This window comes from Micromonospora sp. NPDC048040 (assembly GCF_055587185.1).
The window spans coordinates 47,106-74,046 of the sequence record NZ_JBVJGT010000016.1 but is presented as its reverse complement, the minus strand read 5'-3'; the positions used below and the strand labels follow the sequence as shown (position 1 = coordinate 74,046).

Genomic DNA, 26,941 nt, shown 5'->3' with positions numbered 1-26,941 from the left:
ATGACTGAGAGGCTGGTGCCGCGTCGGGCGAGGCTCACCGATCGTTGGCCGACCGCGTTGGCGATCGTTTTCGGCTCAGGCGCGATCACCGTGATAGCGCTCGTGGGACGCGAGGCGGAGCTGTTCGGCCCCGCCATCGCCACGATGGCGGGAATCTATCTGGTGGCGTACGCGGTCGGTCGTCCCAGGACGGCGTGGCCGGCTTTCGTCGTGCTGAGTGCGGTTGTGTCGGTGCTGCACGTCCTGCGGCAGTCGCAACTGCTCCCGCTCGATCCGGCGACGGGGATGGCGTTCGTCCTGGTGCCGCTGTGGTTGTGGGCGGTGGCCCGCCGCCGGTTCACCGACGTCGGCACATTTTCGATCCAGACTGGCGGCGCGGTGGGCTTCGGTGTGCTCACGTTGCTGTGTGCAGCAGCTCAGCCGCGGCTGGGGGCCGTGCTGGCCGGTATCGGTTTCCTGGCGCACGGGGTCTGGGATGCGTACCACTTCACCGCCGGCAGGGTGGTGAGCCGGCCGTGGTCGGAGTTCTGCGCGGTGGTCGACCTCGTGGTGGGCGCGGCCCTGATCGTCGCCGCCACGGCAAGGTGAGCGATGTCCGACGTGGAGCCGGTGATCGGCGGCACCGCGCTGGCGGTTCGCGTGTTGGGGCCGCTCGAGGCATCGGTGGACGGACGGCCCGTCACCCTGACGTCACCCCGGCTGCGCAGCCTGCTGGTGGTGCTGGCCCTGTCGGCGGGGGCACCGGTGTCGATCGATCGGCTGGCGGCCGCCGTCTGGGATGAGGACCTGCCCGAGCACGCCCGTCGCGCGGCGCAGGTCTACGTCACGCGGCTGCGGGCCGCTCTGGGGGCCGACCTGATCCGCACCGTACCGGGTGGATACCTGCTCGTGACCGCCCCGGAGCAGGTTGACGCGATCCGGTTCGGGCGGCTGCTCGACGCCGCGGCGGCGGTCCCGGACACCGTCGTGGAGCGGGCGCGGCTGGACGAGGCGCTGGCGTTGTGGCGTGGCGCTCCCTTCGACGGGATGCGCTCGGCGTGGCTGGCGACGGTCGTGGCGCCGGGTTTGGTCGAGCGCTACCTCACCGCCGTGGAACGCCGCGTCGAACTGGATCTCGCTCAGGGACGTCACGAGGAACTCGTGCCGCAGTTGCGCCAGTTGGCCGGGCAGTACCCGACTCGGGAGAGGCTGTGTGGCCAGCTGATGACCGCGCTGTTCCGGGCCGGGCGGCGGTCCGACGCGCTCGACGCGTACCAGCGGCTGCGCCGCATGCTCGCCGACGAACTCGGCCTCGACCCTGAGCCTTCCATGCGTGAGCTGCACCGACACATCCTGACCACCGAGGCCGGGCCGGCCCAGCCCGTCGACCGGTGGCTCGCGGCCGCCCCGGTGCCCCGGCAGATCCCGCGAGGAGTCACCGACTTCACCGGCCGGGCCGAGACGCTGGCGCGGCTGGACACCCTGCTGACGGGGAGCGGCTCCGTGCCGCCGGCGGAGGTGGTGATCGCGGCAGTCATCGGCACCGCCGGGGTCGGCAAGACCGCGTTGGCCCTGCACTGGGCGCACCGGGTAGCCGACCACTTCCCCGACGGCCAACTGTACGTGAACCTGCGCGGGTTCGACCCTTCCGGCCGGGTCATGGACACCGGCGAGGCCCTTCGCGGGTTCCTCCACGCCCTCGGTGTTCCGCCGCAGCACATCCCGCCCACCCTCGAGGCGCAGACCGGCATGTACCGCAGCCTTCTGGCCGGCAAGCGGATCCTCGTCCTGCTGGACAACGCCCGCGACGCGGACCAGGTCCGGCCGTTGCTGCCCGGCACGCCGGGCAACCTCGCGCTGGTGACCAGCCGCAGTCAGCTTGCCGGGCTGGTCGCCGCCGAGGCCGCCCACCCGATAACGGTCGGCCTGCTCCCCCACGCGGAGGCACGGCAGATGCTGGCCGCGCGGCTGGGCGCCGATCGTGTGGCCGCCGAGCCGGAGGCGACCGAGGCGATCATCACCCGCTGCGCACGGCTACCGCTGGCACTGGCCATCGTCGCCGCCCGGGCGGCCACGTACCCGGCGTTCTCACTCGCCGCCCTGGCCGAGACGCTGCGCGATCCCGCCGGCAGGCTGGACGCCCTGACCGCGGACGGCACCGCCATGAACATGCGGGCGTCCTTCTCCTGGTCCTACCGCAGCCTCACACCCGACGGGGCGCGCCTGTTCCGGCTCCTCGGCCTGCACCCCGGCCCCGACACGTCCACGCCAGCCGCGGCCGGCCTCGCCGCGCTGCCCGTCCGCCGTGCGCGCGTCGTCCTCGCCGAACTGACCTGCGCGCACCTGCTCGTCGAGCACCGCCCCGGCCGGTACGCCCTCCACGACCTGCTCCGGGCCTACGCGGGCGAACTCGCCAGGGACACCGATCCCGAGGCCGAGCACGAGACGGCGACGCTCCGCGCCCTGGGCCACCACCGGCACAGCGCGCACGCGGCGGCTCGGCAGATGCTCCCGACGGCGGCGGACGACGCATGAGACCTCACCGGCGGACGCCGCCCGGCAGGCTCACCCGAATCATTCAACGGCTACATCGTTACGAACTCCCGCCAGCCCTTCGCAGGATGCCGAATATTCCTTCCACAGCATTTCTCAACGCGCGCTCAAGAGCAGCAAGATACTCCGTCCTTTTTTGAGGGTAAGAGGCAGAGGTAACCTTCAGCCACGCCTCCCGGTAGGCGTCCTCCAGACCAATGACCTCTTCGACAATCTCTGCTCGCTGGTCGAATGAGAGACCAAGCCGCCCCTGCAGGACCATGCTTAGTTGGGCTCTGGCCGAAATGACGTCCCCCACCAGGCGAATATGGACCAGACCAACCCTCTTACTCAGGAGAATCTCCGCAAGGACGGTATCGTGGTGTTCCTCTTGCTCCAGCAACCCAGCCCCTAGCCTAGAGTCCTTTTGAGTGCGATCATCCCGCGCGCCCCCGCCGGGATGTCCACCCCGCCAGCTCGCAATATCGCCACGCAGTAGGTTACGCAGCTATTGTGAATGCCGTCATAACCTCCGAGGTCCGCTCCAATTGATTTCCGCTGCGCCTGCATGGCCGCTCCCGGATCGGGAACATCGAAGGTTCGCTCAATAACGTTCGGACCAAGTGGCTGCGCTCGCGCACCTGTCGTTGGGAGACCGTTTGGGCTTCCCGCCCCATCCCATCCTGGGATTACCTGTTCAGTCTCCAGAGATTTGCCACCACCTTCTACCCGAATCGTGGCGTGCTCCATGTCGACATCCCAACGCACCGTTGCCGTGCCGTCGCAGTTGTGGACGAGGACCGGGGTGTCGCCGGCCATCACATGGTACGTGTGGACGGCGTCGACCGTGAGGTCGTACATGGTCTGGGCGCCCGTGTACGACCGGACACCGGTAACTGTCGCCACCCGGCCGTCGGTGGTGCGCAGCTCGTGCCCGACCGTCAGTTCGGCGGCGTTCACCCATGCCCTGGCCGTCTGGTCCCAGAACGGGTGGTGGTCGGTGGTGTGCAGGACGGTCGTGCCCGCGGCGAGCGCGCCCGCCGCGGCGAGCCCGGCCAGCGCCAGGCGCGGACCGGGGGTCCGCTTCGCCGGCGCGCGCTTGTCGCGCACTGTCACGGTGACGTCGGTCAGGTCGGTGTCGCGGTTGGTGTGCAGCGCGGTGACCCGCTGGGCGGTGGTCCGCCCCGTCGCCGGGTCGGTGGCGAGCACCCTGTCGCCGAGTCTCACCTGGCTGATCGGCCTGCGTTCACCGTCCGCCAGCCGGACTTTCGTGTTCGCGCGGAAGCTGTGGAGGCAGCCGGCCGGCCCCTTGGGCGCGCGGCGGATCCAGTCGAGCACCGCCTTGGACTGCTTCTGTACGGCGCTGATGACGCTGTTCGCCCAGGCTTTCATCTTGCCGAAGTTGGTGACCGCGTGCCACGCCTTCTTCACCGCGCCGATGAGTTCGCCGACGCGGTGCAGCTTGCCCCAGGGGACGATGCCGATGAGCATGGAGATGCAGGCGCCGAGGCTACCGCCGCCGAAGCAGGCTTTGATGTCGTTGATGCCGAGGACCTCCTGCAGGATCTCGCCGCCGGCTTCGATGACGACGTCGAAGAGGCTCTTGTTCTGGATCCGCTTGGCTTCCTCGTACTCCTCGCGGGTGTGGCCGCTGGCCTTGAACGCGGCGTCCTGGATCTGCTTGATCTTCTTGTTGTTGCGGGCGAACTTCGCGGCCTTGGTCGCCGCCCGCTTGATCTGCTGCTTGGTCGCGTATCGCAGCGACGGGATGTACACCGAGCCGTCGGCCTCGACGAAGTACTTGAGGCCGTCCGGGTCGCTCATGCTCGCCGGGTTGTTGTTCGCGTACGCGTATCCGTTGAGCTGTTGCGGGTCGCTCGGGTCGATGACCGGGTCGACCGAGATGAACCGGCCGAGCGCCGGGTCGTACTCACGGGCGCCGAGTTGGACCAGCCCGAGGGAGGCGTCGCGCGTCCCGCCCACGAACTCGTGCTCGTCGGGCCAGGTGGTGGGCGCGGTTCCGCGTACCTCGCCGAACGGCAGGAACTGGCGCCGGGTGACCGCCAGGGTGTCGGCCTTCAGCGTGGTCATGGTGGTGCCGTGGTGGTCGGCGACCTGCCAGTGGGCACCCGCTGCCGTGCGTACCCCGATCGGCGCGCCGGCGTGGGAGTAGAAGCGGGTCCCGGTCTTGACGCCGGTGGCGCGGTCGAGCCGGATCTCCTGGCCGCCCAGGTACAGGGTGATGGCGGTCGGGTCGCGGCGCAGCAGCCGGCTGCCGTCGGCGTCGTAGACGATGCTGGTGTCCTTGCCGTCCGCCGAGCGTGCCGAGGTCAGCCGCCCGCTGGGTTCCCAGTCCAGGGTCTGCGCCGAGCCGTTCAGGTTCCGGGTGACGGTGTTCCCGGCCTTGTCGTAGGCGAACGTGTCCGCCCTGGATCCGGTCGGGCCGGTGGTGGTGACGGATTCGAGGGCGTGGCTGGCCTCGTTGTACTCGTAGCTGCTGACGGTGTCCGCGGCGCCGGCGAGTCCGTGCTTGCGCAGCTCGGTGCGGTTGCCGCTGGCGTCGTAGCGGTACGACGTCCAGTACGGGTCGTCGCCGCCGACGGTGCCGAGTACGCAGTCGGCCGTGGTCGTCCACGCCTCGACCATCCGGCGGAGGTGGTCGTAGTCGAAGCACTGGCGGTCGGTCGCCTCGCTCGACGGCACGTCCTCGATCTTGGTCATGTTGCCGGCCGGGTCGTAGGTGTATCGCAGGTCGTTGACCTTGACGCCGCTGGCCGCTTCCCGCTCCACGAGGTGCCGCGTCGACCGGCGGGTGGCGTAGTCGTAGAAGTGGGTGCTCCAGGCCCGCGCCCCTGCCGCACCGATCGCCAGCTGGCCCAGCTCGCCGAAGCGGGTGTACCGGGTGTCGTTGACGTACGTGCCCAGCTCGCTGGTGGTCGACCTCGGCAGGCCCAGGTCGTCGTACCTGACCGTCAGCGTCTCCTTGACCAGGTCACCGGCCCTGGGTAGCTCGGTGGTGGCGATGCTGCCGTCAACGCGGTAGGTGAGGTTGGTCTGGTAGGTGCCGGCGAGATCCCCCTCCGCCTGGGGGATCGTCACGATGGTGCCCGTCGGCCGGTTCGCGGGGTCGTAGCCGGCCACCTTCACGGTGTAGTCGTGGCCGTTGTCGGTCCGGGTGCTGGAGGTCGGCAGGCCCTTGCGCAGGGTGTCGTACGTCCACGTCGCGCGCAGGGGGCCGGTCTGGGAGCCGGCGCGTTCCTCGGTCCTACGGCCGAGTTTGTCGTAACTGAAGGCGAGCGTCTCGCCCTCCGCGTTGGTGGCCGTCGTCAGCTGGCCCGCGGGGTCGAACGTGGCCCGGGACGTGCCGGTGTCGGGGTCGTGCGTCGCGGTGCGGCGGCCGAGCAGGTCGTACTCGTACCGCCACTGGCGCCCGTCCGGGTCGGTGACCGTGGCGAGCTGCCCGGTGTTGGTGTAGGTGTACCGGGTGACGTCGGCCGGGCCCTGCGGGTTCGGCCCGTGGTACTGGTACAGCGCGGTGGTCTTGCCGTCCGCGTCGACGTACGTCGTGGTCGCCGTGCCGCCCGCCGGTGGCGTCTGGTCGGTGCGGTCGCCGTGGTACGTGATCGTGCCGTGCCACTTCTCCTCGCCGAACGACTTCAGGATCGCCTGGGTGGGCCGCCCGACACCGTCGTAGATGATGACGTTCTGGGAGGGAACGTTGTTGTCGGCGGCCTCCACCAGCGTGGTGCCGGCCGCGCCTTCGGCGTAGTACCCGGAGTTGGTGGTGACGGCCAGGCCGCGGGAGTCGTAGCCGGTGTCGGTGACGACCCTGCCATCGACGACGCCGCCCTCGCCCCAGGCCGGAGACTGGGTCTGCCGGGGGCGCAGGAAGCCGTCGTAGAGCGCGTAGCTGGTGAGGTAGTTTCCGTTCGCCCGCAGGGAGTCGGTGGCCACCGCGCTGGCGCCGTCCCGGCGCAGGAGGTACCGGTACCGCAGGTTCGGCCCTTCGCCGATGTCCGCGCTGCGGCCGGGCAGCCAGACGCCGACGACGCGGCCGAGCGGGTCGTAGCGGACGTCGGTGCGGCGCCCGCCAGGGTCGACGGTCGTCAACGGCTCGCCCCAGGCCGGCGACAGCTCGGTCGTCGTGGTGTGGTCGTCGGCCGTCGTCGTCGGGTCGAGCTCGTTGGTGACGGTGATCTTCGTCGTCAGGCCGGCGGTCTCGGTGTACGTGGTGGTCGTCTTCCGGCCCAGCGCGTCCCAGGTCTCCCTCGGACGGCCGTACCCGTCGAAGGTGGCCCGGTTGGTGACGACGTAGACCGGCTTTCCGTCCACGTAGTCGGAGACCTGCTCGGCCTTCTCGGGGTTACCGGCGGCGTCGTAGCTGGTCTTCGTGTCCGAGACGATGTCCCGCGGGTACGCCGGCGTGGCCGCGCACGCGACGGCGACGGTCTCGGTACGCGCGGGACGGGAGCCGTCGTACCAGGTGCGCGTGCACTCCTCGTCGCCGGCGACCGCGAGGTCGCCCTGGTCGTCGACCCGTGCGACGAGGCCGTCGTCGGTGTACTCCCGGTCGACCCGCGTGCGGCGCCAGCCGCCGCCCGACAGCGCGGTGTACTCGCGGACCGCCTTGACGTCCACCTGGTGCGCCCGCAGGTTCCCGGACGCGGCGGTCTCGCGTTGCCAGACGTCGTTGATCGTCGTGCTGACGACCGCACCGCCGTCGCCGTCGTAGATGGTCCGTTCGCGCAGCTGCCCGCTGAGCTGGTTGTCGTCGGCCACGGCGCCGCCCTGGCTGTCCGGCACGGCCGGCCCCTCCATGCCGCGGAAGTACCGGTACCCCGAGACGGAACGCACCCCGCCGCCGTCGCCGTGGCGCACCACGACCCTGCCGTAGCCGCGCCACTCCGACCAGGTGCGCCTCTTGGCCACGACCAGCTCGTTGTCGTTGTAACGCCAGGCGCCGCCGCCGAGGTACTGGTACGCCATGACCTCGGCCGGGGCGCCGCCCACCCGGTCGGTCTGGGTCACGCTCTCCACGACGTACTTGTGCATCCAGTCGGTGAACTCCACCCCACCGTCCGGCTGCCACTGGACGGGGAAGCAGCGCAGCGTGTTGCCCTCCGGTCTGGGCAGGGCGGCCGCGGTGCACTCGGTCGGGGCGTAGTTGACGCTCACCACCCCGCCGTACTCGTTGTACACCCCGGCCAGCCGGAACTTCGACAGCGGCGGCAGGCCGTCGGACCCGGAGTTCACGCGGTTGTCGAACGCCTGCCCGCGGAACGTCACGTCGGGCGTCGGGGTGTCGGCACCCTGGTAGACCCCCGAGTGGCCGATGCGCTCCAGCCACAACGCCGGCCCGGCCCCGCCGCCGCTGTCCCCCGTGGCCGGAAAGCTGTGGGTGAACGTCCACCGGTCGACGTCCTCGCCGCCGACATAGGTGGTGACGCTCGCCAGCCGCTGGGTGGTCCAGAACGTCGGGGACTGGGTCGTGCACCCGGTCGCGCACTTCTGGTCGAAGGGGACGTCCGGGTAGCTGTCGCTGTTCTCCAGCCCGCAGTTCTTGCCGGGGGCGCACCGGGGCGCGGTACCGAAGACCACCTTCGCCGGCGGGGTGCCGGCGAGCTCGTTGCCGAGCCGGGTGCCGTACTCCGCCCGGCGCAGGAGGATGCCACGGTCGTACTCGACCGTCCGCCGGCCCTGGTTCGCGCCGTAGGAGTTCTTCTCCTTCTCGTACCAGTAGGTGATCGTGTTGCCGCGCGGGTCGACGACGTGGTCCAGGTTCCACCGGTACGCCTGGGCGCACGACGACTCGGCGAACGTGGCGGCGTGGCACGGCTCGTTCGTGTGGTTGCCGAACACCGGCACGGTCTGCACGGAGTTGGTCTCGGGCTTGCCCGCGGTCCAGCCCGGCAACCGGTTCACACCGAAGAAGTACTGGGTGCCCTCGCGGGTGGTGACCTTCCAGTGCTCGCCGTCGGCGTCGCCGTTCGCCCTCGTCGGGTCGGCCAGCAGCTCGATGCGCGAGCCGTCGTCCTGCTTGAGCCGCCAGACGTTGGTGCCGGCGGGCACCAGTTGCCCGGAGTGGCCGGCGAGCGAGAGCGTGGCGTTCTGGTTGAACCAGCACTGGTCGCCGGTGGCCTGCTGGCCGTTGTTGCCGCCGAGGTCGTCGGCGCACCCGCGGTAGGACCGCTCGATGTAACCGGACCACATGTCGAACCCGTCGCCGGCCCAGGACGGCTGGTTGTTGGTGGCCGCCGTGCGGCCGTCGATCGCCCCGGACGAGTACGCCAGTGACAGCTGCGGAGCCAGCCCGCCGGGCGTCTCCGGCATCCGCAGCGGGTAGCTCCAGCTGAAGTCGCCGGTGTGCGTCGACACCTGCCACGTGCCCGACAGGGCCAGCGACGTGGCGGCGTAGCTGCCCGCCGAGCCGGACGCGCCCGCGGTGACCGCGTACGCCGTGCTGTCCCCGCCGACGTCGACCTGTGCGCTCAGTGTCCCGGCCCGGTGGTCGTTGCGGCTCGGCACGGCCGACCGATCGGCCAGGCGCACCAGCCGCAGGCGGCTCGCCCAGTCACCGCCGTACGCGTACCGGAAGGCGCTGTAGTCGACGGTGAGCGTGACCGGCCCGGCGGAGCCGGACCCGTCGGCGCGACGCAGGTCGAACACCACGCCCGCCACGCCGGCGCGCCGCGCCGCCGCCTGGTCGCGCATCTCCACCCGGACCGCGGCCGGTGTCGCGGGCCCGGTCGACGCCGTGCCCCGCGCCAGCCGCACCGGCAGCCTGCCGGCGGGCGTGGCCCTCGCCGCGAGCCGTACCTCGGCGGCCCCCGCAGCCGGCCACACCGGCGCCGGGGCGGTTGCCGCCACGGTCATCGTGGGCAGCGGGTCGTCCTTGACCGCCACCGGTTTCACCGGCACCACCGGCTCCTGCTGCGGCGCGGTGGGCAGCGTCACCGCCACCGCCGAGGCCGCTGGCGGCGGCACCGCCGCCAGCGTCGTCACCAGGACGGCGGCGAGGCCCGCCGCCAACCACCGGGTCGAGCGGTTACGCATAGCCGTCGTTCCTTCCCTAGTGGAGGCTCGTGATGACGTAGCCGAGCCGGCTGGCCTGGGTCGTCCTGCCCTCGCACTGCTCGTCCAGGGAGGTGAACCGGTCCCCGCCCTCGGCTTCGCTGAGGCGGCAGGAGTACAACGGCGCGGTCGCGGCGGCGAACGCCGGCGGCTGCGTCCAGATGCCACCCTCGCGGCGGCGCACCGTCTTGCCCTCGCAGGCGGGGTCAGTCGACAGGAACTCGTCGGTGCCGTCGACGCAGGAGTAGAGGGCGTTCGCGCCGGAATCGCCGGTCAGCGCGATGATCCCCTGTGTGCCCTCCGGCTGGTAGCCGGCGGGCAGGCGGGCGAGCGTACCGACGGTGAGGTGGCCGTGCCCCGGCGCGTCCGAGACGTAGCGGACCAACTGCCGGTAGGCCAGGGTGTACCCGAGGAGCCCCTCGTTGCGATGCAGCGGGTCCTCGCAGGCTTGGTAGGGCGTGCTGTAGTGGTCTCCGGTGGCCGGAACCACACAGCGGTAGATCGGCAACGACGGATGGTCCGGTGGCGGATTCTTGTAGGCCAGGCCGATCTCGCCCAGGAGCGTCTTGTCGGTTCCCTCGCACGTGTCGACCACCGCCATGTACCAGCCGCCGGAGTACCGGCAGGAGTAGAGCATCCGCGTGCCGGGCGTGTCCGGGGGTGCCAGCAGACCGAGGCCGGGCTCCCACAGCATCGCCGGCGGCACCGGACCGGTGCTCACGAAGTGTCGGCCGTCGTGGTTGACGAACCGGCTGAGCTGTCCGCCGTACGGGTTCGGCCGCGCGGTCACCTGGCTCTCGTTGTGGTCGACGATGAGTTCCTTGCTGAGCACGCCGGTGTAGACGTGCACGTCGTCGACGCGGCCGTCGAAGAACGCGGTCGCCTGCCCGGCCGACCTGGCCCGGCCGATCGTCAAGGGTCCGGGCACGTGCGCGCGCACGCCGCCCACCGCGACGGTCTCCACGCCCTCGACGTAGAGCCGGACCTCACCGGCCGCCGCGTCGTACACGCCGGCCAGGTCGACCCAGTAGCAGCCTCCGGAGGGGCCGGGGTCGCAGTCCTCGGCGTCGGCCTGCGCCTTGATCGGCGCGGCGCCGTCCGCCGGGGACACCGCGAAGACCCATTTGCCGTTGGCGTACCCGAGGGTGAATCCCGATGCGGTCGGCCCGTCCTGGCTCACCACCGTCTGGGTGGTGCTGGTGCTCTCCGGGTCCCGCCGCGCCCGGGCCGTCACGCTGAAGCTGCCGTCGGTGCGCACCGCCTGCTCCGTGCCGGTGACCGCGTCGTCAACGCCGTCGAGTTCGATGGCGTGGTCGCCGACCGGGCCCGGCGGCCACGAGATCCCACCCGTCGCGGTGGCGTTCCGGTAGTTGCCGGAGACGTCACCGACGCGGGTGCCGGCCCCCTCGTCCAGGGGAAGGAACGCCTCCTCGATCACCGGCGTGTTGGCCAATGCCCGGATCTCGGCGGGCACGAGCGCCCGCTGCCAGACCTTGACGTCGTCGACGCGGCCGCGCCACGGTTCCGTGTACTGGCTGCGGTACCTCGAGCGCCCGATCTGCAGCGGCCCGGCCGCGTCCCAGGTCGCGTCCACCCTGGCCACGGTGTTCAGCACGCCGTTGACGTACAGCCGCAGCTCCCGGGTGCTGAGGTCGAAGACTCCGACGAGGTGATACCAGACGCCGGCTATCGGCTCCCTGGTCGAGACCGCCCGGGCTATCGGCGCCTGCGTCGAGTCAGCCGACGCCATCCGGAACGCGAAGCGCTTCTGGTCACCGACGTAACCGAGATAGAAGCCGGAGGCCACGCTGCCGTCCTGCGAGACAGCGGCGTAGGTCCCGGTGTCGACGGCGCCGAGCGTCGCCCAGGTCGAGACGCTGAAGGTCTGGTTCGTGCGCAGCACGCGTTCGCGGGTGGCCGCGTAGCCGCTCCCGGCGCCGGTGAACTCCAACGCGTCGCCGATGCGCCCGCGCCTCCACATTGCGCCCGTCTCCGGGTGCATGCCGGACACGGTGGCGGGACGCCCGCCGGTGAGGTCCGGTGCGTTGTTGTTCGGGACGGCACTGATGCGGCCGTCGAGCGGCCAGTGCCCGATCTGTCCGGGAGCATCGGAGCCGACCAGGAAGTGGTATCCGCCTCCCGGTGGCACCCCGCCGCCGTCGTCGTCGGGTGTCCGGTAGGGCGCGGACACGTTGAGCGCCCGGTCGACCGCGCGCACGTACAGCTCGTGTGGACCGTCGCTCAGCGGGGTGACCCGGATCGTGGCGACGCCGTTGACGGCCGGCACGAAGCGCGGCGAGTTGAGGGAGACCAGCGGGAAGTCCTGGAAGTCCAGGCTCCACTGGAAGCCGAGCACGTCCCTGTCGCCGTCCGCTGCCGTCACCGTGACCGCACCGGTCTTACCCGGATAGCCGCCGAACCCGTTCTCCGGGAAGTCCGTCGAGGTCAGCCTCGGTGCGCCCGGCTTCGTGGCGTCCACGGTCACCTGACAGAAGCGGGACCATCCGCTCCAGTTGACGCCGTCGAACGCCCGTACCCGCCAGGAAATCCGCTTGCCGTCGCCGAAGACGCCAGCGGGGATCGCGGCCCGATGCCGTAGCCCGGGCTGCTGGGCCGCCGTCTGGGTGCTGCCGGCCGGGGCGCCGGCGCCGTACTGCCACCACTCGAACTTCGCCGACAGGTTCTGTGCGTCCCGATCGTCGAGGACGGCGGACAGCGCCAGCGCACCCGTGGGAGAGAACGCCTGGTCCACCGCGCCCGCGCAGCCGAGGCTCGGTGCCATCCGGCCGGCCGACGCGGAGAGCTGCCACGGCACGTCCGGCGGCCAGTTGTACTTGACGAGCAGCCTCGGCGCGAACCGACCGTTCGCGAAGCTGTTGAACTTCTTCCACTGGGCGCTCGCGCCCGTTCCCTCGTCATCCGCGCGAAGCATGAAGGTGGTCACCCCGCCGGGGCTGACCACGTTGCCGCCCAGGTCGACCCCAAGCCAGTTCGCCGGGCAGGACGGGCCGTAGCCGTGGGCGGCGGAAACGGTCGTGAGGTGCCAGGGCTCCGCGCTCGTCCCCCAGCCCGGTTGCCCACGTCTCCACGTCATGCCCTGGCCGATCGGGTTGGTCCGGTACAGCCGCAGCGGCGCCGGGGCACACGACGGCGCCCAGATCTCCCGGATGTTCAACTCCGCGCCCAGCAGCGTCGCCCCCGCCAGTGCCCTCGTGTCGAACTGGAAGTACGACCGGGCCGTCCCGATGCCGTTGCAGCCCGCGAACCCGCAGTAGCCGACCTTCGCCTCGGGGCCGTCCATGCCGCCGTTCCAGTACGCCATGTCGGGCTTGCCCGCGAACACCTTGGCCCACCCGTACTGTGGCGCCGTCCACCACGGGTCGATCCGGACCGGATACACCGTCGTCGGGTCGTCCAGCAGAGCCTGGTCCGGGACGATCGTGAGGTCGCTGCCCACCAGTTCCAGCTCGCCCACCGCCTGGTTGCCCACCCCCACGGTCTCGGTCGGCTCGTCCTCGCTCGTCGTGGCGGCCGGCGACGGCGTGTCCGACATCTCGACCCGGGACGAGGCGAAGACGACGTCGCCCGCCTCGTCCTGCGCCGCCAGCGTGCCGTCCGGTTGCTCGGTCACCGTCAGGCCCTGCGCCGACAGCTCGAAGTCGATCTCCGCGACGCGGGGGTTGTCGGCCGCCTCGCGGGTCTTGACCACGAGCACCGGCGCGAAGCCCTCCGCGTGCGCGGTGAGCTGAAGGTCCACTCCGGGCAGCACCTCGGGGTAGGTAGCGGTCTCCCCGGACAGCTGCGGCGGCGGTAGCGGGTCCGGCCAGCTCATCTCGATCCAGCGGTCCCCCTCGGACAGCCGCGCGAGCGGAGCCGCCGATCCCCCGCCGGAGAACACCACCGGCGTGGCGGGCGCAACCGGCACGATCGCGCCGTCGGCGCGCCGCACCAGTCGGGTGTCGGGGTCGACCCAGCCGTTGCCCCTGCGTACCCGCTCCGGCCCGAGAGACAGCTCCATGGTGAAGGAGCCGTCGGGGTTGGCGAACACCTGCTGCCGCTCGGTGCGGGACGCCACGACCTCGATCCGCTCGCCGGTGGCCGCCGCGGCGGCCGTCGCCTCCCGCTCCGGTGACAACTCTTCCGTACGCGCGGCATCGGGTGCCGCCTGCGCCGTCGATGCCACCGCCACACCGCCGCCCAGCAGAACCACCGCCACCGAGGCGGCGACCCACTCACGCAATCGGCCCACGCCGCCACGCTCCTCCCCGTCGCAACCGCGCGTGACCCCTCGGTCACGTACGTCGCGCACATCCTGGCGGTCGCGGACTTCAAGACGACTTCGAACGCACTTCAGCGCCGCGGAGCGCCTGTGATCAGGGAGGATTCGTCTGTCGACAGCCGACCGTCGACGCGCACGGCCCGATCCAGCCCCACGACGGTCAGCCCGCCGAAGGACGTGGAACCGCACCCGTCGCAGGCATGCCGAACGCGAGCGCCGGCCCGGCGAGATCGACCGGTCCGACCGGCGCTCAGTGGGCGGCGCTTCGGCCGCCGCGGCCGAAGATCGTCACCGGGCTGCAGACCCGCGCCGACGCGCGGGATTCCGACGCGCCGCCACGGAGAGTGACGGGTCAGGCCGGGGCGTGGTACGCCAGTACGCCCCGGTTGACCGCGGCGATCGCCTGCCTGGCGGTGGACCTCAGCTCCGCCGAGGCGCCGCCGGAGTCGGCGAGCTGACCGAGCAGGTCCACCACCTGCCGGGCCCATCGGACGAAGTCGCCGGCCGGCATCTCGCCGTCGATCTCGTGGCCGCTCGCGAGCACCTTCGCCAGGGCCTCGCCCCGGGCCCACCGGTAGACCGGCCAGGCGAAGCCCAGATCCGGCTCGCGGGTGACCGCCAGGCCACGGGCCGCCTCGTCCGCCTCGATCTCGCTCCACAGCTTGAGCGTCTCGTCGACCGCCTCGGCCACGGGGCCGCGGGGCAGCGACGCCCGCTCGTCGACGTCGCGGCGGGCCTCGAAGACCACCACCGACACGGCGGCGGCGAGTTCGGCCGGGGAGAGCCCGTCCCACACCCCCCGGCGCAGGCACTCGGCGACCAGCAGATCCGCCTCCGTCCAGATCCGGCCGAGCATCCGGCCGGCGTCGGTCACCGTGCCGTCGGGCGCGAGGTACCCGCGGGCGGTGAGCAGCGCGACGATCCGGTCGAACGTACGGGCCAACGAACCGGTCCGGCCGGCCACCCGCTGCCGCAGCTCCTCCGTGTCCTTCTCCAGGCGGCGGCGCCGCTCCGCCCAGCGGGCGTGCTCCTCCCGGTCCGGGCAGGCGTGACAGGGGTGGCGACGCAGCTCGCCGCGGAGCTGGCTGAGCCGGTGGTCCTCGCCGACGGCCTGGCGGGAACGGCCGCCCCGGCGCCCGCCGTGCCGGTCCAGCCCGGTGCCGCTGACCTCGGCGGCCAGGTCGCGCCGGGCGGCCGGCGACCGGTGGTTGAAGTGCTTCGGCACCCGGATCCGCGCCAACACCTCGGCGGGGGTGGTGAAGTCGCCGGGACTGACGCGGCCAGCCCAGCGGTCCTGGGTGAGCACCAGCGGCCGGGGCTCACCGAAGCCGCCGGTGGCCGGGTCGAGCACGACCGCCAGGCCGGCCCGCCGGCCTGACGGCACCCGGATCACGTCGCCGACGCGCAGCCGCTCCAGCGAGGCCACCGCGGCGGCCTTGCGCTGGCTCTGCCCCTGCCGGGCGATGGCCCGTTCCCGGTCGGCGATGGCGACCCGCAGCGCGAAGTACTCGTCGAAGTCGCCGTGGTGGCAGGCCGCCTCCACGCCGTACGCCTCGATGGTCTCGGTGTTGCGCTGCACCTGGCGGGCCAGGCCGACCACCGAGCGGTCCGCCTGGAACTGCGCGAAGGAGGACTCCAGCAGCGCCCGGGCCGGCTCCGCGCCCACCGTGCCGACCAGGTTGACCGCCATGTTGTACGACGGCCGGAAGCTGGACCGCAGCGGGTAGGTGCGGGTGGAGGCGAGGCCGGCGACGTGCCGGGGGTCGGTCTCCGGGGACCAGACGACGACGGCGTGCCCCTCGACGTCGATGCCGCGCCGGCCGGCGCGGCCGGTGAGCTGCGTGTACTCCCCCGGCGTCAGGTCGACGTGCGCCTCGCCGTTGTACTTGACCAGGCGCTCCAGCACCACGCAGCGGGCCGGCATGTTGATGCCCAGGGCGAGCGTCTCGGTGGCGAAGACCGCCTTCACCAGGCCCCGGACGAACAGCTCCTCGACGACCTCCTTGAACACCGGCAGCATGCCGGCGTGGTGGGCGGCCAGGCCGCGTTCGAGGCCGTCGAGCCACTCCCAGTAGCCGAGCACGGTCAGGTCCTCGCCCGGGATCGCGGTGACCCGGGACTCGACGACCCGACGGATCTCCGCCCGCTCCTCGGGCGAGGTGAGCCGCAGCCCGGCGGCGAGGCACTGCTGCACGGCGGCGGCGCAGCCGGCGCGGCTGAAGATGAACAGGATCGCCGGCAGCAGGCCCTCCCGGTCCAGCCGGTCGACGATGTCGGGGCGCATCGGGCCGCGCCAGCGGGGCCCGCGCCGCCCGCCGCCCGGGCCGGCGCTGCGCCCCTCGCCCAACTCCAGCCGGCGCATGGTGTCGCGGGTGTAGCGCAGCAGCTCGGGGTGCACGTCGTGCTTGCGGGCGGCGTCGGCGTCGTGGAACAGATCGAACATCCGCTTGCCGACCAGCATGTGCTGCCACAGCGGCACCGGGCGGTGCTCGCTGACCACCACGGCGGTCTCGCCGCGCACGGTGACCAGCCAGTCGGCGAACTCCTCGGCGTTGGACACGGTGGCCGAGAGGGAGACCAGGGTGACGGAGGCGGGCAGGTGGATGATCACCTCTTCCCAGACCCCGCCGCGGAACCGGTCGGCGAGGTAGTGCACCTCGTCCATCACCACGTACGCCAGGCCCTCGAGGGTGGCCGAGCCGGCGTAGAGCATGTTGCGCAGCACCTCGGTGGTCATCACCACCACCGGGGCGTCGCCGTTGATGGCGTTGTCGCCGGTGAGCAGACCGACCTGCTCGGCGCCGTAGCGGTCGACCAGGTCGTGGTACTTCTGGTTCGACAGCGCCTTGATCGGGGTGGTGTAGAAGCACTTGCGCCGCCGGGGCGCGGCCGGGGCCGGAGCGGCCTCGCCGCCGGCCGCGGGCACCACCTCGTCGCCCGCGCCGCCGGGACCGCCGGCCTCGCGCCCCGACGCGCCGCGCAGCGCCAGGTGTACGGCGAACTCGCCGACCACCGTCTTGCCGGCGCCGGTGGGGGCGCAGACGAGCACGCCGCTGCCGCGCTCCAGCGCCTGGCACGCCTCCCGCTGGAAGTCGTCGAGATCGAACCCCAGATCGAGGGCGAACTCGTCCAGCGCCGGGAACTGGGAGGCCTGCGCGGCCCGGCGGCGCGCCGCGGCGTACCGCTCGGCGGGGCTCGACATGTCCTCAAGATTAGTGCGTGCCGACGGCGGCCACGTGACAAGGCCAACCGACAGCGGGGTCGGGGGCGGTCGGTAGGGTGCACGACGTGCCGGACCATGCCGAACCGCCCCACGCCTCACCCGGGGCCGACGACGCCGTCGTCCCGGGCCCGTCCCGCCGCCCCGTGGAGGCGGTCCTGTTCGACTTCCACGGCACGCTGGCCCAGGTGGAGGAGCCCCGCGAGTGGGTGCTCGCCGCCGCGGCCTCCTGCGGCGTGACGCTGGAGCGGATGCGGGCCACCGCGCTGGCCGACCGGCTGTTGACGGCGGGCCGGGCGGGCGGGCCCCTGCCGGCCCGGGTGCCGCCCCGGCTGGCCGAGCTGTGGGCCGACCGGGATCTCTACCCGCACGCCCACCGCGGCGCCTACACGGGGCTCGCCGAGACGGTCGACGCGGGCATCGAGGGCTTCGCCGAGGCGCTCTACGAGCGGGTGCTGGTCCCCGACGGCTGGGTGCCGTACCCGGACACCGCGCCGACCCTGGCCGCCCTGCGCGCCGCCGGCGTCCCGGTGGCCGTGGTCAGCAACATCGGCTTCGACATCCGGCCGATGTTCGCGGCGTGGGGGCTGGCCGACCTGGTCGACGCCTACGCCCTGTCGTACGAGGTCGGGCGCTGCAAGCCGGACCCGGGGATCTTCCTGCGCGCCTGCGGAATGCTCGGCGTCGACCCGGAGCGCGCGCTGATGGTGGGCGACACGCCGGCCGACGCGGGCGCCGTCGCGGCCGGGTGCGGGGTGCTGGTGCTGCCGGCCGCCGAGGCGGGGCGCGCCAACGGCCTGGGCACCGTGCTGGACGTGGCCGGCGTCGACCAGCACCGCTAACAACGAGGCGACAGCAGCGTTAGCCACCGTCGCTAACGCGAGGGCGTTATCGTCGTTGCCATGATCACCGAGACGTCGCCCCGGGACCGGATCGTCCGGGCCGCCGCCGCCCTGCTCGCCGAAGGCGGCCGGGAGGCGGTCTCGACGCGCGCGGTGAGCCGGGCGGCCGGGGTGCAGGCGCCGACCATCTACCGGCAGTTCGGCGACATGCGCGGCCTGCTGGACGCGGCGGCCAGCTACGGGTTCGCCGCGTACCTGCACGCCGAGGCGTCCCGGGACCTCGCCGGCGACCCGGTCGACGACCTGCGCCGGGGCTGGGAGCTGCACGTCGGCTTCGGCCTGGCCAACCCGGCCTGCCACGCCCTGATGTACGGCGACCCGCGCCCCGGCGAGACCCCGACCGCGGCCCGGGTCGCGGCCGACATCCTGCGCCAGCTCGTGCACCGGGTGGCCGAGGCGGGCCGGCTGCGCGCGGGCGTCGACGAGGCCACCGAGATGCTGCACGCCGCCGCCTGCGGGGTGACCCTCGCCCTGATCCGCACCCCGCCGCCTCAGCGTGACCCCGCCCTGTCCACCCGGACGCGGGAGGCGGTGCTCGCCGCGCTGGTCACCGACTCCCCCGCCGCCCGGGCGACCTCCCGGGCCGGCAACCCGGTCCGGCACGCGGTGGCGCTGCGCGCCGCCCTCGACGGGCTGACCACCGACCTCTCCCCGGCCGAGCGCGCCCTGCTCGCGGAGTGGCTGGACCGCATCGTCCGCACCACCCCCACCCCCTGACCGCGAGGATGCAGGAGCGGACCGACCCGGCCAGCCTCGCAGTCAGCGGAGCAGGTGGACGGCGGCCGGGACGGCGGTCACGGTCACCGGGAGGTCCATCGCCCGCTCGCCGTCGGCGTACGTGGTGATGCCCTCGGCGCTCAACTCGACCGTACGGACGCGGTAGCTGCGCACCAGCGGGTGCGCCACGTGGGTGCCCTGGTAGATGCGCGGCTTGACCCGCATCAGGGTGCGCCTGTCGAACCGGCCGCCCACCACCACGTCGAGCAGCCCGTCGGCGGGGTCCGCGTCGGGGCAGATCCGCATGCCGCCGCCGTAGCTGGCACAGTTGCCCACCGCCACCAGAACGGCGTCCACCTCGTGCGTCACCCCGTCGAGCCGCAGCGTGTAGCGGCGCGGGCGCAACCGGGCCAACTCCACCAGGATCGCCAGGTCGTAGCGGCGCGGCCCGCGCGGCAGGCGCATCCGGTTGGCGCGCTCGTTGACGATCGCGTCGAAGCCGGCCGCGAGCACCGCGCCGTACCAGCGGCGCACGCCGCCGGCTCCCGTCAGCCGCGCCAGGTCCACCGGCCGGGTGCGGCCGTCGCGCAACGCCGCCGCGATCACGTCGACGGCGGCGAGCGGGTCGGCCGGGAAGCCGGTGTCGACCGCGAAGTCGTTGCCGGTGCCGGCCGGCACCGGACCGAACGGCACCGCCGTGCCGGCGACCGCCTGCAACGCGCGGTGCACCGTGCCGTCGCCGCCCACCGCGACCAGGGCGGACGCGCCGTCGCCGACCGCCGCGCGGCAGGCCGACTCGGCCTCGTCGGCGCTGTGCGCGTGCAGCAGGCGCACCGGCCGGCCGGCGGCCGCGAGCCGGTGCAGGACCTGCGGCAGCAGCCCCCGGTGCCGTCCTCGGCCGGCGGTCGGGTTGGCCAGCACGGCGACGGGTCCGCCGGCGGCGGAGGGGTGATCGTCTGCGGTCACGGCGAGCACCGTACCGCCACCCACCGGGGCGCCCGCACCGCCCGCCCCGGCGACGGCGACATCGCCCGCCAGCCGCTGGCGCGACCGACGAGCACCCCGGGCGCACCTGACATTTGTCACGGCCGGCCGTGCAGCACGCATCCACTGTCATGACTGATCGCACTGGATCCGCCATGGCCCGAACGGACAAACTCAGATCAGCCAGCAGGACCAAGGGATGGACCGAACAGCGGAGGGAGTGGTCACGGTGGACGATCGCTACGACAGCTACTGCGCCGCCGACCGGCTGTTCTACGACTCGCTCGGCAGCGCGGTCGAACAGCCCACCTTGCGGCGGCCCGGCGGCCCGTGCCCGACGGCTGGCGCTCGGAGCCGCTCGACGACTGGCTCATCTACGCCCCCGAGGGCGGCACGCTGCCCCAGCAGGGCTGGAAGATCCACGTGTCGGCGACCCTGGCCAACGCCGAGCGGGTGCTGGACACCGTCTGGGAATACTGCGTCCCGCGGGGGCTGTCGTTCAAGTTCCTCCGCGGCCCGCGCACCCTGCTGCTGCGCAACGCCAAGTACGCCTCCCGCGGGGCCAGCGGCAAGTTCGTCACCGTCTATCCCCGTGACGACGCGGAGCTGGAGCTGGTCTGCAAGGAGCTGGACGAGCTGCTCGCCGGCGAACCCGGCCCGTACATCCTCAGCGACCTGCGCCACGGCACCGGGCCGGTGTACGTGCGCTACGGCGGCTTCGCGGCCCGCTACTGCCACTCCCCCGACGGCCAGGTCGTCCCGGCGATCGAGGACGACACCGGCACCCTCGTGCCGGACCGCCGCGACCCCGTCTTCCACGTGCCGTCCTGGGTGACGCTGCCCGACTTCCTCGGCCCGCACCTGGCCGCCCGCAACGCCACCAGCACCGACGAGGTGCCGTACCGGATCGAGAAGGTCATCCACTTCTCCAACGGCGGCGGCCTCTACGTCGGACGGGACCTGCGCAGCGACACCCAGGTGGTGCTGAAGGAGGCCCGACCGCACGCCGGGCTGGACGCCGACGGCACCGACGCCGTCGCCCGGCTGGGCCGGGAGGCCGAGGCGCTGCGCCGCCTCGCCGACCTGCCGCAGGTGCCCCGGGTGCACGACGAGTTCACTCTCGGCGAGCACCGCTTCCTCGCGCTGGAGTTCGTCGAGGGCCGGGCGCTGAACAAGGTCCTGGTCGACCGGTACCCGCTGATCGACGCCGACGCCACGGACGCCGACCGCGCCGACTACACCCGGTGGGCGCTGGACGTCCACCGGCAGGTCGAGGAGGTCGTCACGGCGATCCACGAGCGCGGCCTCGTCTACGGCGACCTGCACCTGTTCAACGTCATGGTCCGCCCCGACGACCGGATCGCGCTGGTGGACTTCGAGGTCGCCGCCCCGATCGACGGACACCGCCGGCCGGGCCTACGCAACCAGGGCTTCGCCGCGCCCCGGGACCGCACCGGCCCCGCCGTCGACCGGTACGCCCTGGCCTGCCTGCGGCTGGCGCTGTTCCTGCCGCTGACCCAGCTGCTCCGGCTGGCGCCGGCCAAGGCCGCGCACCTCGCCGACGTGGTCGCCGCCCACTTCCCGGTGCCGAGGAGGTTCCTCGACGCCGCCGTGGAGGAGATCACCGGCGCGCCCGCCGCCGCGACGGCCGACACGACCGCCGCGACGGCCGACACGACGACCGACGGGGCGGCGGACGACCTCGCCGTCGGCGTCGGGCCCGCGTACCGCGACCGGCTCGCCCGGGCGATCCTCGCCAGCGCGACGCCCGACCGGGACGACCGGCTCTTCCCCGGCGACATCGAGCAGTTCCGCAGCGGCGGGCTCAACCTCGCCCACGGCGCCGCCGGGGTCCTGTACGCCCTGCACGCCAGCGGCGCCGGGCACTGGCCCCACCACGAGCAGTGGCTCGTACGCCGGGCCACGGCGCCCGCCTCCGGCACCCGGTGCGGCTTCTACGACGGCCTGCACGGCGTCGCGTACGCCCTGGAGCTGCTCGGCCGCCGGCAGGACGCCCTCGACGTGCTCGACATCTGCCTGCGGCAGCCGTCGGACGGGCTGGACCACAGCCTCGCCAGCGGCCTGTCCGGGATCGCACTAAACCTCGCCGAGCTGGCCGGGCGCACCGGCGAGACGGCCCTGCGCGACGCGGCCTGGCGGGCCGCCGAGCGGGTCGTCGACCGGCTCGCCGACGACCCGGGGCCGGACGTCAGCGGCGGGCGGCACCCGTACGCGGGGCTGCTGCGCGGCCGGACCGGCCCGGCGCTGCTGCTGGTGCGGCTGCACGAAGTGACCGGCGACCCCGCCCTGCTGGAGCACGCCGCCACCGCCCTGCGCCAGGACCTGCGCCGTTGCGTGGTCCGCCCCGGCGGCGCGCTGGAGGTCAACGAGGGCTGGCGCACCATGCCCTACCTGGGGCAGGGCAGCGTCGGCATCGGGCTCGTGCTCGACCAGTACCTGCGGCACCGCGCCGACGAACGGTTCGCCGAGGCCAGCGCCGGCGTGCGCCGCGCCGCCCGGTCCCCGTTCTACGCGCAGTCGGGCCTGTTCGCCGGTCGCGCCGGCATCGTCGCCTACCTCGCGGCGTACCCGGACGACCCGGAACGGCGCCGCGAGCGGGACGCCCAGGTGCGGCGGCTGGCGTGGCACGCCCTGCCGTACGGGGACGGGACCGCGTTTCCCGGCGAGCAACTGCTGCGGCTGTCCATGGACCTCGGCACCGGCACCGCCGGCGTGCTGCTGGCGCTGGCCGCCGCGCGGCACGACGCGCCGGTGGCCCTGCCGTTCCTCGCGCCCCTGGCGGGCGCCCCCGACTCCCTCACCGACGCGAGGGCGACCGACCCCACCGACCAGCACGGAAGGAGGTGACACGACATGGCGCTTCTGGACCTCCAGGGCCTGGAGACGGCCCCCGCCGACCGCTCCGGCGGCGGCAGCAACGCGAGCCTGCTGCTCTGCGGCGACAGCTCGCTGTCCATCACGACCTGCAACTGACCAGGTCACCACGCGAGGCCCTGGGCGGGTAGACGTACCCGCCCAGGGCCGCACGTCTTTCCCGGGAGATCCGATGCGGACGCTGACCGGCTCCGACCGGCTGCTGCGCCGGGTGGTTCGCGACGGCAGCGGCTGGACGGTCCTGCTCGGGGCGGTCGCGCTCGCCGGCGCGGCCGCCGAACTGGCGCTTCCCGCGACGCTCGGGCTCGCCGTCGACGCCGCCGTCGGCGGTCACGGCTCCTGGTGGCCCGCCGCCGCCTGCGGGCTGGTCGCCGTCCTCATCGTCACCGACGTCCTCGGCGACCTCGCCGGCGGGCACGGCGCGGCCCGCGCCACCGCCCTGCTGCGCCGGCGCCTGCTGCGCCACCTGTTCGCCTCCGACGTGCGCACCGTCCGCCGCTACCCGGTGGGCGACCTGGTCGGTCGGCTCGTCGGCCAGGCCGCCGACGCCGGGCAGGCCGGCACCGCCGTGGTGCTGGGCGTCGTCGCGCTGCTCCCCCCGGTCGGCAGCGTCGTGGCGCTCACCCTGATCGAGCCGCTGCTCGGCGTCACCCTCCTCGGCGGGCTGGCTCTGCTCGCGGTGCTCATGCGCGCGTTCGTCACCGACGCCTCCGCCGCCGTCGGCGGGTACCAGCGGGTGCTGGGCGCCATCGCGGGCCGGCTGCTGGAGGCGCTGGGCGGCGCCCGCACCATCGCCGCCGCCGCGACCGCCGACCGGGAACGCGACCGGGTGCTGGCGGCCCTGCCGGAACTGCGCGGGTACGGCCTGCTCGGCTGGCGGCTGCTGGCCCGGGCGAGCGCCCGCACCGCCGCCGTGGGTCCGTTGCTCCAGGTGGCCGTCGTGGCCGTCGGCGGGTACGCGCTCACCGCCGGCTGGCTCACCCCCGGTCAACTGGTCGCCGCGGTGCAGTACGCGGCCCTCGGCGCCGGGCTGGGCGCGGTGCTGGCCGCCCTCAACCGGCTCGTCCGCAGCCGCGCGGCGGCCGGCCGGATCGCCGAGCCGCTGGCCCACCCGGTACGCCGCGACGGCACCGAGCCGCTGCCGCCCGGCCGCGGCGAACTGCGGCTACGGGCCGTCGGCGTCCGCGCCGAGGACGGCAGAGCGGTCCTCGACGGGGTCGACCTGACCGTGCCGGCCGGCGCCACGGTGGCCGTCGTCGGGCGCTCCGGCGCCGGCAAGTCGACCCTCGCCGCGGTGGCCGGCCGGCTGCACGACCCGGACTCCGGCGAGGTGCTGCTCGACGGGCTGCCGCTGCGTCGGTTGCGCCCCGCCGCGCTGCGCCGGGCCGTCGGGCACGCCTTCGACCGGCCGGCCCTGGTCGGCGAGACGGTGCACGACGCGATCGGGCTCGCCCTGCCTGACGGGCCGGCACGCCCGCCCGACGGCGGTGCCCCGGCCACGCCGGCCGTGCTGGCCGCGGCGCGGGCGGCGCAGGTCGCCGACGTCGTCGCGCGGCTGCCCGACGGGTTCCGGACCCGGCTGGTGGACGCGCCGTTGTCCGGGGGCGAGGCGCAGCGGCTGGGGCTGGCCCGGGCGTTCCCCGCCGAGCGGCTGCTGATCCTGGACGACGCGACGTCCAGCCTGGACACCGCCACCGAACACCGGATCGCCCGGGCGGTGGCCGACGGCGCGCAGGGGCGTACGCGGCTCGTGGTGACCCACCGCGCGACGACGGCGGCGGCGGCCGACCTGGTCGCCTGGCTCGACGGCGGACGGCTGCGGGCCGTGGCGCCGCACCGGCGGCTGTGGGGCGACCCGGACTACCGGGCGGTCTTCGCGCCCGGTGGTGACGCCCCGTGAGCGGCGTACGCGGCACGACCTGGGGGGCGCTGCGCGCCCGTCGTCGGGCGTTGGGCCGGCTCGCCGCCTGGTCGGTGGCCGAGTCCCTGCCGGCGCTGCTCAGCGGGCTGCTCGTGGCCCGCGCGGTCGACCGGGGCTTCCTGGCCGGCCAGCTCGGCACCGGCCTGGCCTGGCTGGCCGGGCTCGCCGTGGCCGTGCTGCTCGGCGCGTCCGCCACCGGGCAGGTGTACCGCAGCCTCGGCGACGTGGTGGAGCCGTTCCGCGACGAGCTGGCGGCCAGGGTGGTGCACGCCGCGCTGCGCGACGCCACGCGGGCCGGCGGCCGGCCGGACAGCGCTGCCGTGGCCCGGCTGACCCACCAGGTGGAGGTCGTCCGGGACACCTTCGGCGGGCTGCTGCTGGTGGTCCGCGGGTTCCTGTTCACCGCCGGCGCGGCGCTGCTCGGCCTGCTCGCCCTGGCGCCACCGCTGGCGGGCGCGGTGGCCGCGCCGCTGCTGGTCGGGCTGGCGGTGTTCGCCGCGGCGCTGCCGGCGATGGTGGCGCACCAGCGGGCCCAGGTGGCCGCCGGTGAGGAACTCGGCCGGTCGGCGGCTTCCGCGCTGGCCGGGCACCGCGACGTGGTCGCCTGCGGCGCGCAGGACCGGGTCGTGGCCGGGGTCGCCCTGCGGGTCTCGGCGCAGGCCGACGTCGAGCGGACGCTGGCCCGGATGGCGGCGCTGCGCAGCCTCAGCCTCGGGCTCGGCGGCTGGCTGCCGGTGGTGGTGCTGCTGCTGGCCGCGCCGTGGCTGGTGCGGCAGGGGCTCAGCACCGGCGCCGTGCTGGGCGCGCTGGTCTACGTCACCACCGGCCTGCAGCCCGCCCTGCGCGCGGTCGTGCAGGGCGTGGGCGGCGGCGGCCTGCGCTACGCCGTCACCCTCGACCGGATCCTGCGCACCTGCCCGCCGCCCGGGCCGGTGCCGCGCCCGCCCGCCGTGCCCGGCCCGGCGCCGTGCCGCGCCGACCCGACGGCCGCCGCGCCCGCGGTCCGGCTGCGCGGGCTGACCTTCCGGTACGGCCCGCACGCCCGGCCCGTCCTGGCGGACCTCACCCTGACCGTGGCCCACGGCGAGCACCTGGCGGTGGTGGGGCCCAGCGGCGCCGGCAAGTCCACGCTGGCCGCCCTGGTCGCCGGGCTGGTGCCGCCGGAATCCGGCACGGTGCACCTGGCCGGCACGCCCGTCGCCACCACCCCGCCCGAGGCGCTGGCCCGGCTGCGGGTGCTGGTGCCGCAGGAGGCGTACGTGCGCAGCGGCACCCTCGCCGACAACCTGCGCTACCTGCACCCCGAGGTGGACGACGCGACCGTGGCGGCCGCCGTGGACGCCCTCGGGGCCCGTCCCCTCGTGACCCGCCTCGGGGGGCTCGACGCCGAGCTCGACCCCGCCGCCCTGTCCGCCGGGGAACGGCAGCTCGTCGCCGCGGTCCGGGCCTACCTGGCCCCGGCGCCGCTGGTGATCCTCGACGAGGCGACGTGCCACCTGGACCCGACGCTGGAGGCGACCGTCGAACGTGCCTTCGCCCGCCGCCCCGGCACGCTGGTGGTGATCGCGCACCGGATCAGCTCGGCGACCCGCGCCCGCCGGGTGCTGGTGTTCGACGGCGACCGGCCGCTCGTCGGCACCCACGACGACCTGCTGGCCCGCTCCCCCACGTACCGCGAACTGGTCGGCCACTGGCAGGACGTCGCACCGCCGGCCCGCGTGCCTCTCGGCCGGGTGTGACCGCCCGCGTGGCCGGTCACGCCCGGGACGCCACCGGCGGTGCCGGATCGTGGTGGGATGCGGCTCCGCGCCGAACGGTCCGTGCCTGGGCCCGATCGTGGTAGGAGACGGCGCCGTCAGATCCAGCCGGCCTCGCGGGCGACCCGCACCGCCTCCACCCTGGTGCGCGCGCCCGCCTTACGGGTGATCCGCCCGAGGTGGTTGCGCACGGTCCCCGGCGAGAGGCCGAGCATCCGGGCGATCTCCACGACCGGCGCCCCGGCCGCCGTCAGGTCGAGGATCTCGGTCTCCCGCACGGTCAGCGGGCTGTCCCGGACCAGCGCCGCCATCACCAGGTCGGCGTCGATCACCGACTCCCGCCGGGCCAGCCGCCGGACCCCGTCCACCACCCGCTGCGGAGCGACGTCGTTGCCGAGGATGCCGACGGTCCGACCCGGCGTGAGGACCCGGTGCAGGCTGCGCGCGCGGCGGCGGTCGGCGAGCACCAGCAGGGGGCACTGCCCGGCCACCCCCGCCCCGACGAGATCGAGGTCGACGACCGCCACGTCGGGGCGCTGCGCCCGGACCGCCGGCGGGAGGGCGTCCTCCCGGTCCAGCTCCGCCACCACACTGATGTCATCCTCGGCGGCGAGGACGAGCGAAAGGGCGCCACGGACCAGGGCACCGTCGAGGGCCAGCAGGGTACGGATCACCGTTGACCTT

The 26,941-nt window shown here is 73.9% G+C and carries 14 protein-coding genes; 8 read left to right on the top strand and 6 right to left on the bottom strand.

Features of this window, described 5'->3' with window-relative positions; genetic code table 11:
* The first annotated feature begins 15 nt into the window (after positions 1 to 15).
* Together ACZ6O2_RS17920 and ACZ6O2_RS17915 are read left to right on the top strand one after the other, a co-directional pair.
* Positions 16 to 588 carry a hypothetical protein gene (locus tag ACZ6O2_RS17920; protein WP_350704229.1) on the top strand — a complete coding sequence of 191 codons (573 nt, stop codon included), beginning with the start codon at positions 16 to 18 and terminating at the stop codon, positions 586 to 588.
* A gap of 3 nt (positions 589 to 591) precedes the next feature.
* Complete coding sequence (locus tag ACZ6O2_RS17915) at positions 592 to 2,514, top strand: AfsR/SARP family transcriptional regulator (RefSeq protein ID WP_466023577.1); 1,923 nt, start codon at positions 592 to 594, stop codon at positions 2,512 to 2,514.
* A 58-nt stretch (positions 2,515 to 2,572) separates the two neighbouring features.
* Here the strand turns inward: ACZ6O2_RS17915 and ACZ6O2_RS17910 are convergent, their stop codons facing one another.
* From ACZ6O2_RS17910 to ACZ6O2_RS17895, 4 genes are all read right to left on the bottom strand, one after another.
* Positions 2,573 to 2,914, bottom strand: coding sequence for a hypothetical protein (locus ACZ6O2_RS17910; RefSeq protein WP_466023576.1), 342 nt, complete (start codon positions 2,912 to 2,914; stop codon positions 2,573 to 2,575).
* An 8-nt stretch (positions 2,915 to 2,922) separates the two neighbouring features.
* Positions 2,923 to 9,564, bottom strand: a complete 6,642-nt coding sequence (locus ACZ6O2_RS17905) for an RHS repeat-associated core domain-containing protein (protein ID WP_466023575.1) — start codon at positions 9,562 to 9,564, stop codon at positions 2,923 to 2,925.
* 16 nt (positions 9,565 to 9,580) lie between these two features.
* Positions 9,581 to 13,831, bottom strand: coding sequence for a LamG-like jellyroll fold domain-containing protein (locus ACZ6O2_RS17900; protein ID WP_466023574.1), 4,251 nt, complete (start codon positions 13,829 to 13,831; stop codon positions 9,581 to 9,583).
* Positions 13,832 to 14,213: 382 nt separating this feature from the next.
* Complete coding sequence (locus ACZ6O2_RS17895) at positions 14,214 to 17,063, bottom strand: DEAD/DEAH box helicase (protein WP_466023573.1); 2,850 nt, start codon at positions 17,061 to 17,063, stop codon at positions 14,214 to 14,216.
* A gap of 86 nt (positions 17,064 to 17,149) precedes the next feature.
* On the opposite strand from ACZ6O2_RS17895, the gene ACZ6O2_RS17890 reads away from it, so the two are divergent.
* Entirely contained in the window at positions 17,150 to 17,923 is a 774-nt protein-coding gene (locus tag ACZ6O2_RS17890) for an HAD family hydrolase (protein ID WP_466023572.1), read from the top strand.
* Between the two features lie 60 nt (positions 17,924 to 17,983).
* Positions 17,984 to 18,700, top strand: a complete 717-nt coding sequence (locus ACZ6O2_RS17885; protein ID WP_350704243.1) for a TetR/AcrR family transcriptional regulator — start codon at positions 17,984 to 17,986, stop codon at positions 18,698 to 18,700.
* A 42-nt stretch (positions 18,701 to 18,742) separates the two neighbouring features.
* Here the strand turns inward: ACZ6O2_RS17885 and ACZ6O2_RS17880 are convergent, their stop codons facing one another.
* Positions 18,743 to 19,675, bottom strand: a complete 933-nt coding sequence (locus ACZ6O2_RS17880) for a diacylglycerol kinase family protein (protein ID WP_466023617.1) — start codon at positions 19,673 to 19,675, stop codon at positions 18,743 to 18,745.
* A 339-nt stretch (positions 19,676 to 20,014) separates the two neighbouring features.
* Here ACZ6O2_RS17880 and lanKC point away from each other — a divergent pair, with 339 nt between their 5' ends.
* The 4 genes from lanKC to ACZ6O2_RS17860 all read left to right on the top strand — a co-directional run bounded on the left by lanKC (position 20,015) and on the right by ACZ6O2_RS17860 (position 26,239).
* A complete protein-coding gene (lanKC, locus tag ACZ6O2_RS17875; RefSeq protein ID WP_466023571.1) occupies positions 20,015 to 22,552 on the top strand; it encodes a class III lanthionine synthetase LanKC in 2,538 nt (845 codons plus the stop codon).
* Between the two features lie 6 nt (positions 22,553 to 22,558).
* Entirely contained in the window at positions 22,559 to 22,678 is a 120-nt protein-coding gene (locus tag ACZ6O2_RS17870) for a SapB/AmfS family lanthipeptide (RefSeq protein ID WP_350704247.1), read from the top strand.
* Between the two features lie 73 nt (positions 22,679 to 22,751).
* The gene (locus ACZ6O2_RS17865; protein WP_466023570.1) at positions 22,752 to 24,479 is read left to right on the top strand and encodes an ATP-binding cassette domain-containing protein; all 1,728 of its coding nucleotides are present in this window, start codon (positions 22,752 to 22,754) and stop codon (positions 24,477 to 24,479) included.
* Positions 24,476 to 26,239: an ATP-binding cassette domain-containing protein gene (locus ACZ6O2_RS17860; protein ID WP_466023569.1), complete on the top strand. Its 1,764-nt coding sequence runs from the start codon at positions 24,476 to 24,478 to the stop codon at positions 26,237 to 26,239. The genes ACZ6O2_RS17865 and ACZ6O2_RS17860 overlap by 4 nt, the downstream gene beginning before the upstream one ends.
* 116 nt (positions 26,240 to 26,355) lie before the next feature.
* Here the strand turns inward: ACZ6O2_RS17860 and ACZ6O2_RS17855 are convergent, their stop codons facing one another.
* Positions 26,356 to 26,931 (bottom strand): response regulator transcription factor, encoded by a 576-nt coding sequence (locus ACZ6O2_RS17855; RefSeq protein ID WP_350704252.1) that lies wholly within the window; start codon positions 26,929 to 26,931, stop codon positions 26,356 to 26,358.
* Positions 26,932 to 26,941: the final 10 nt, after the last annotated feature.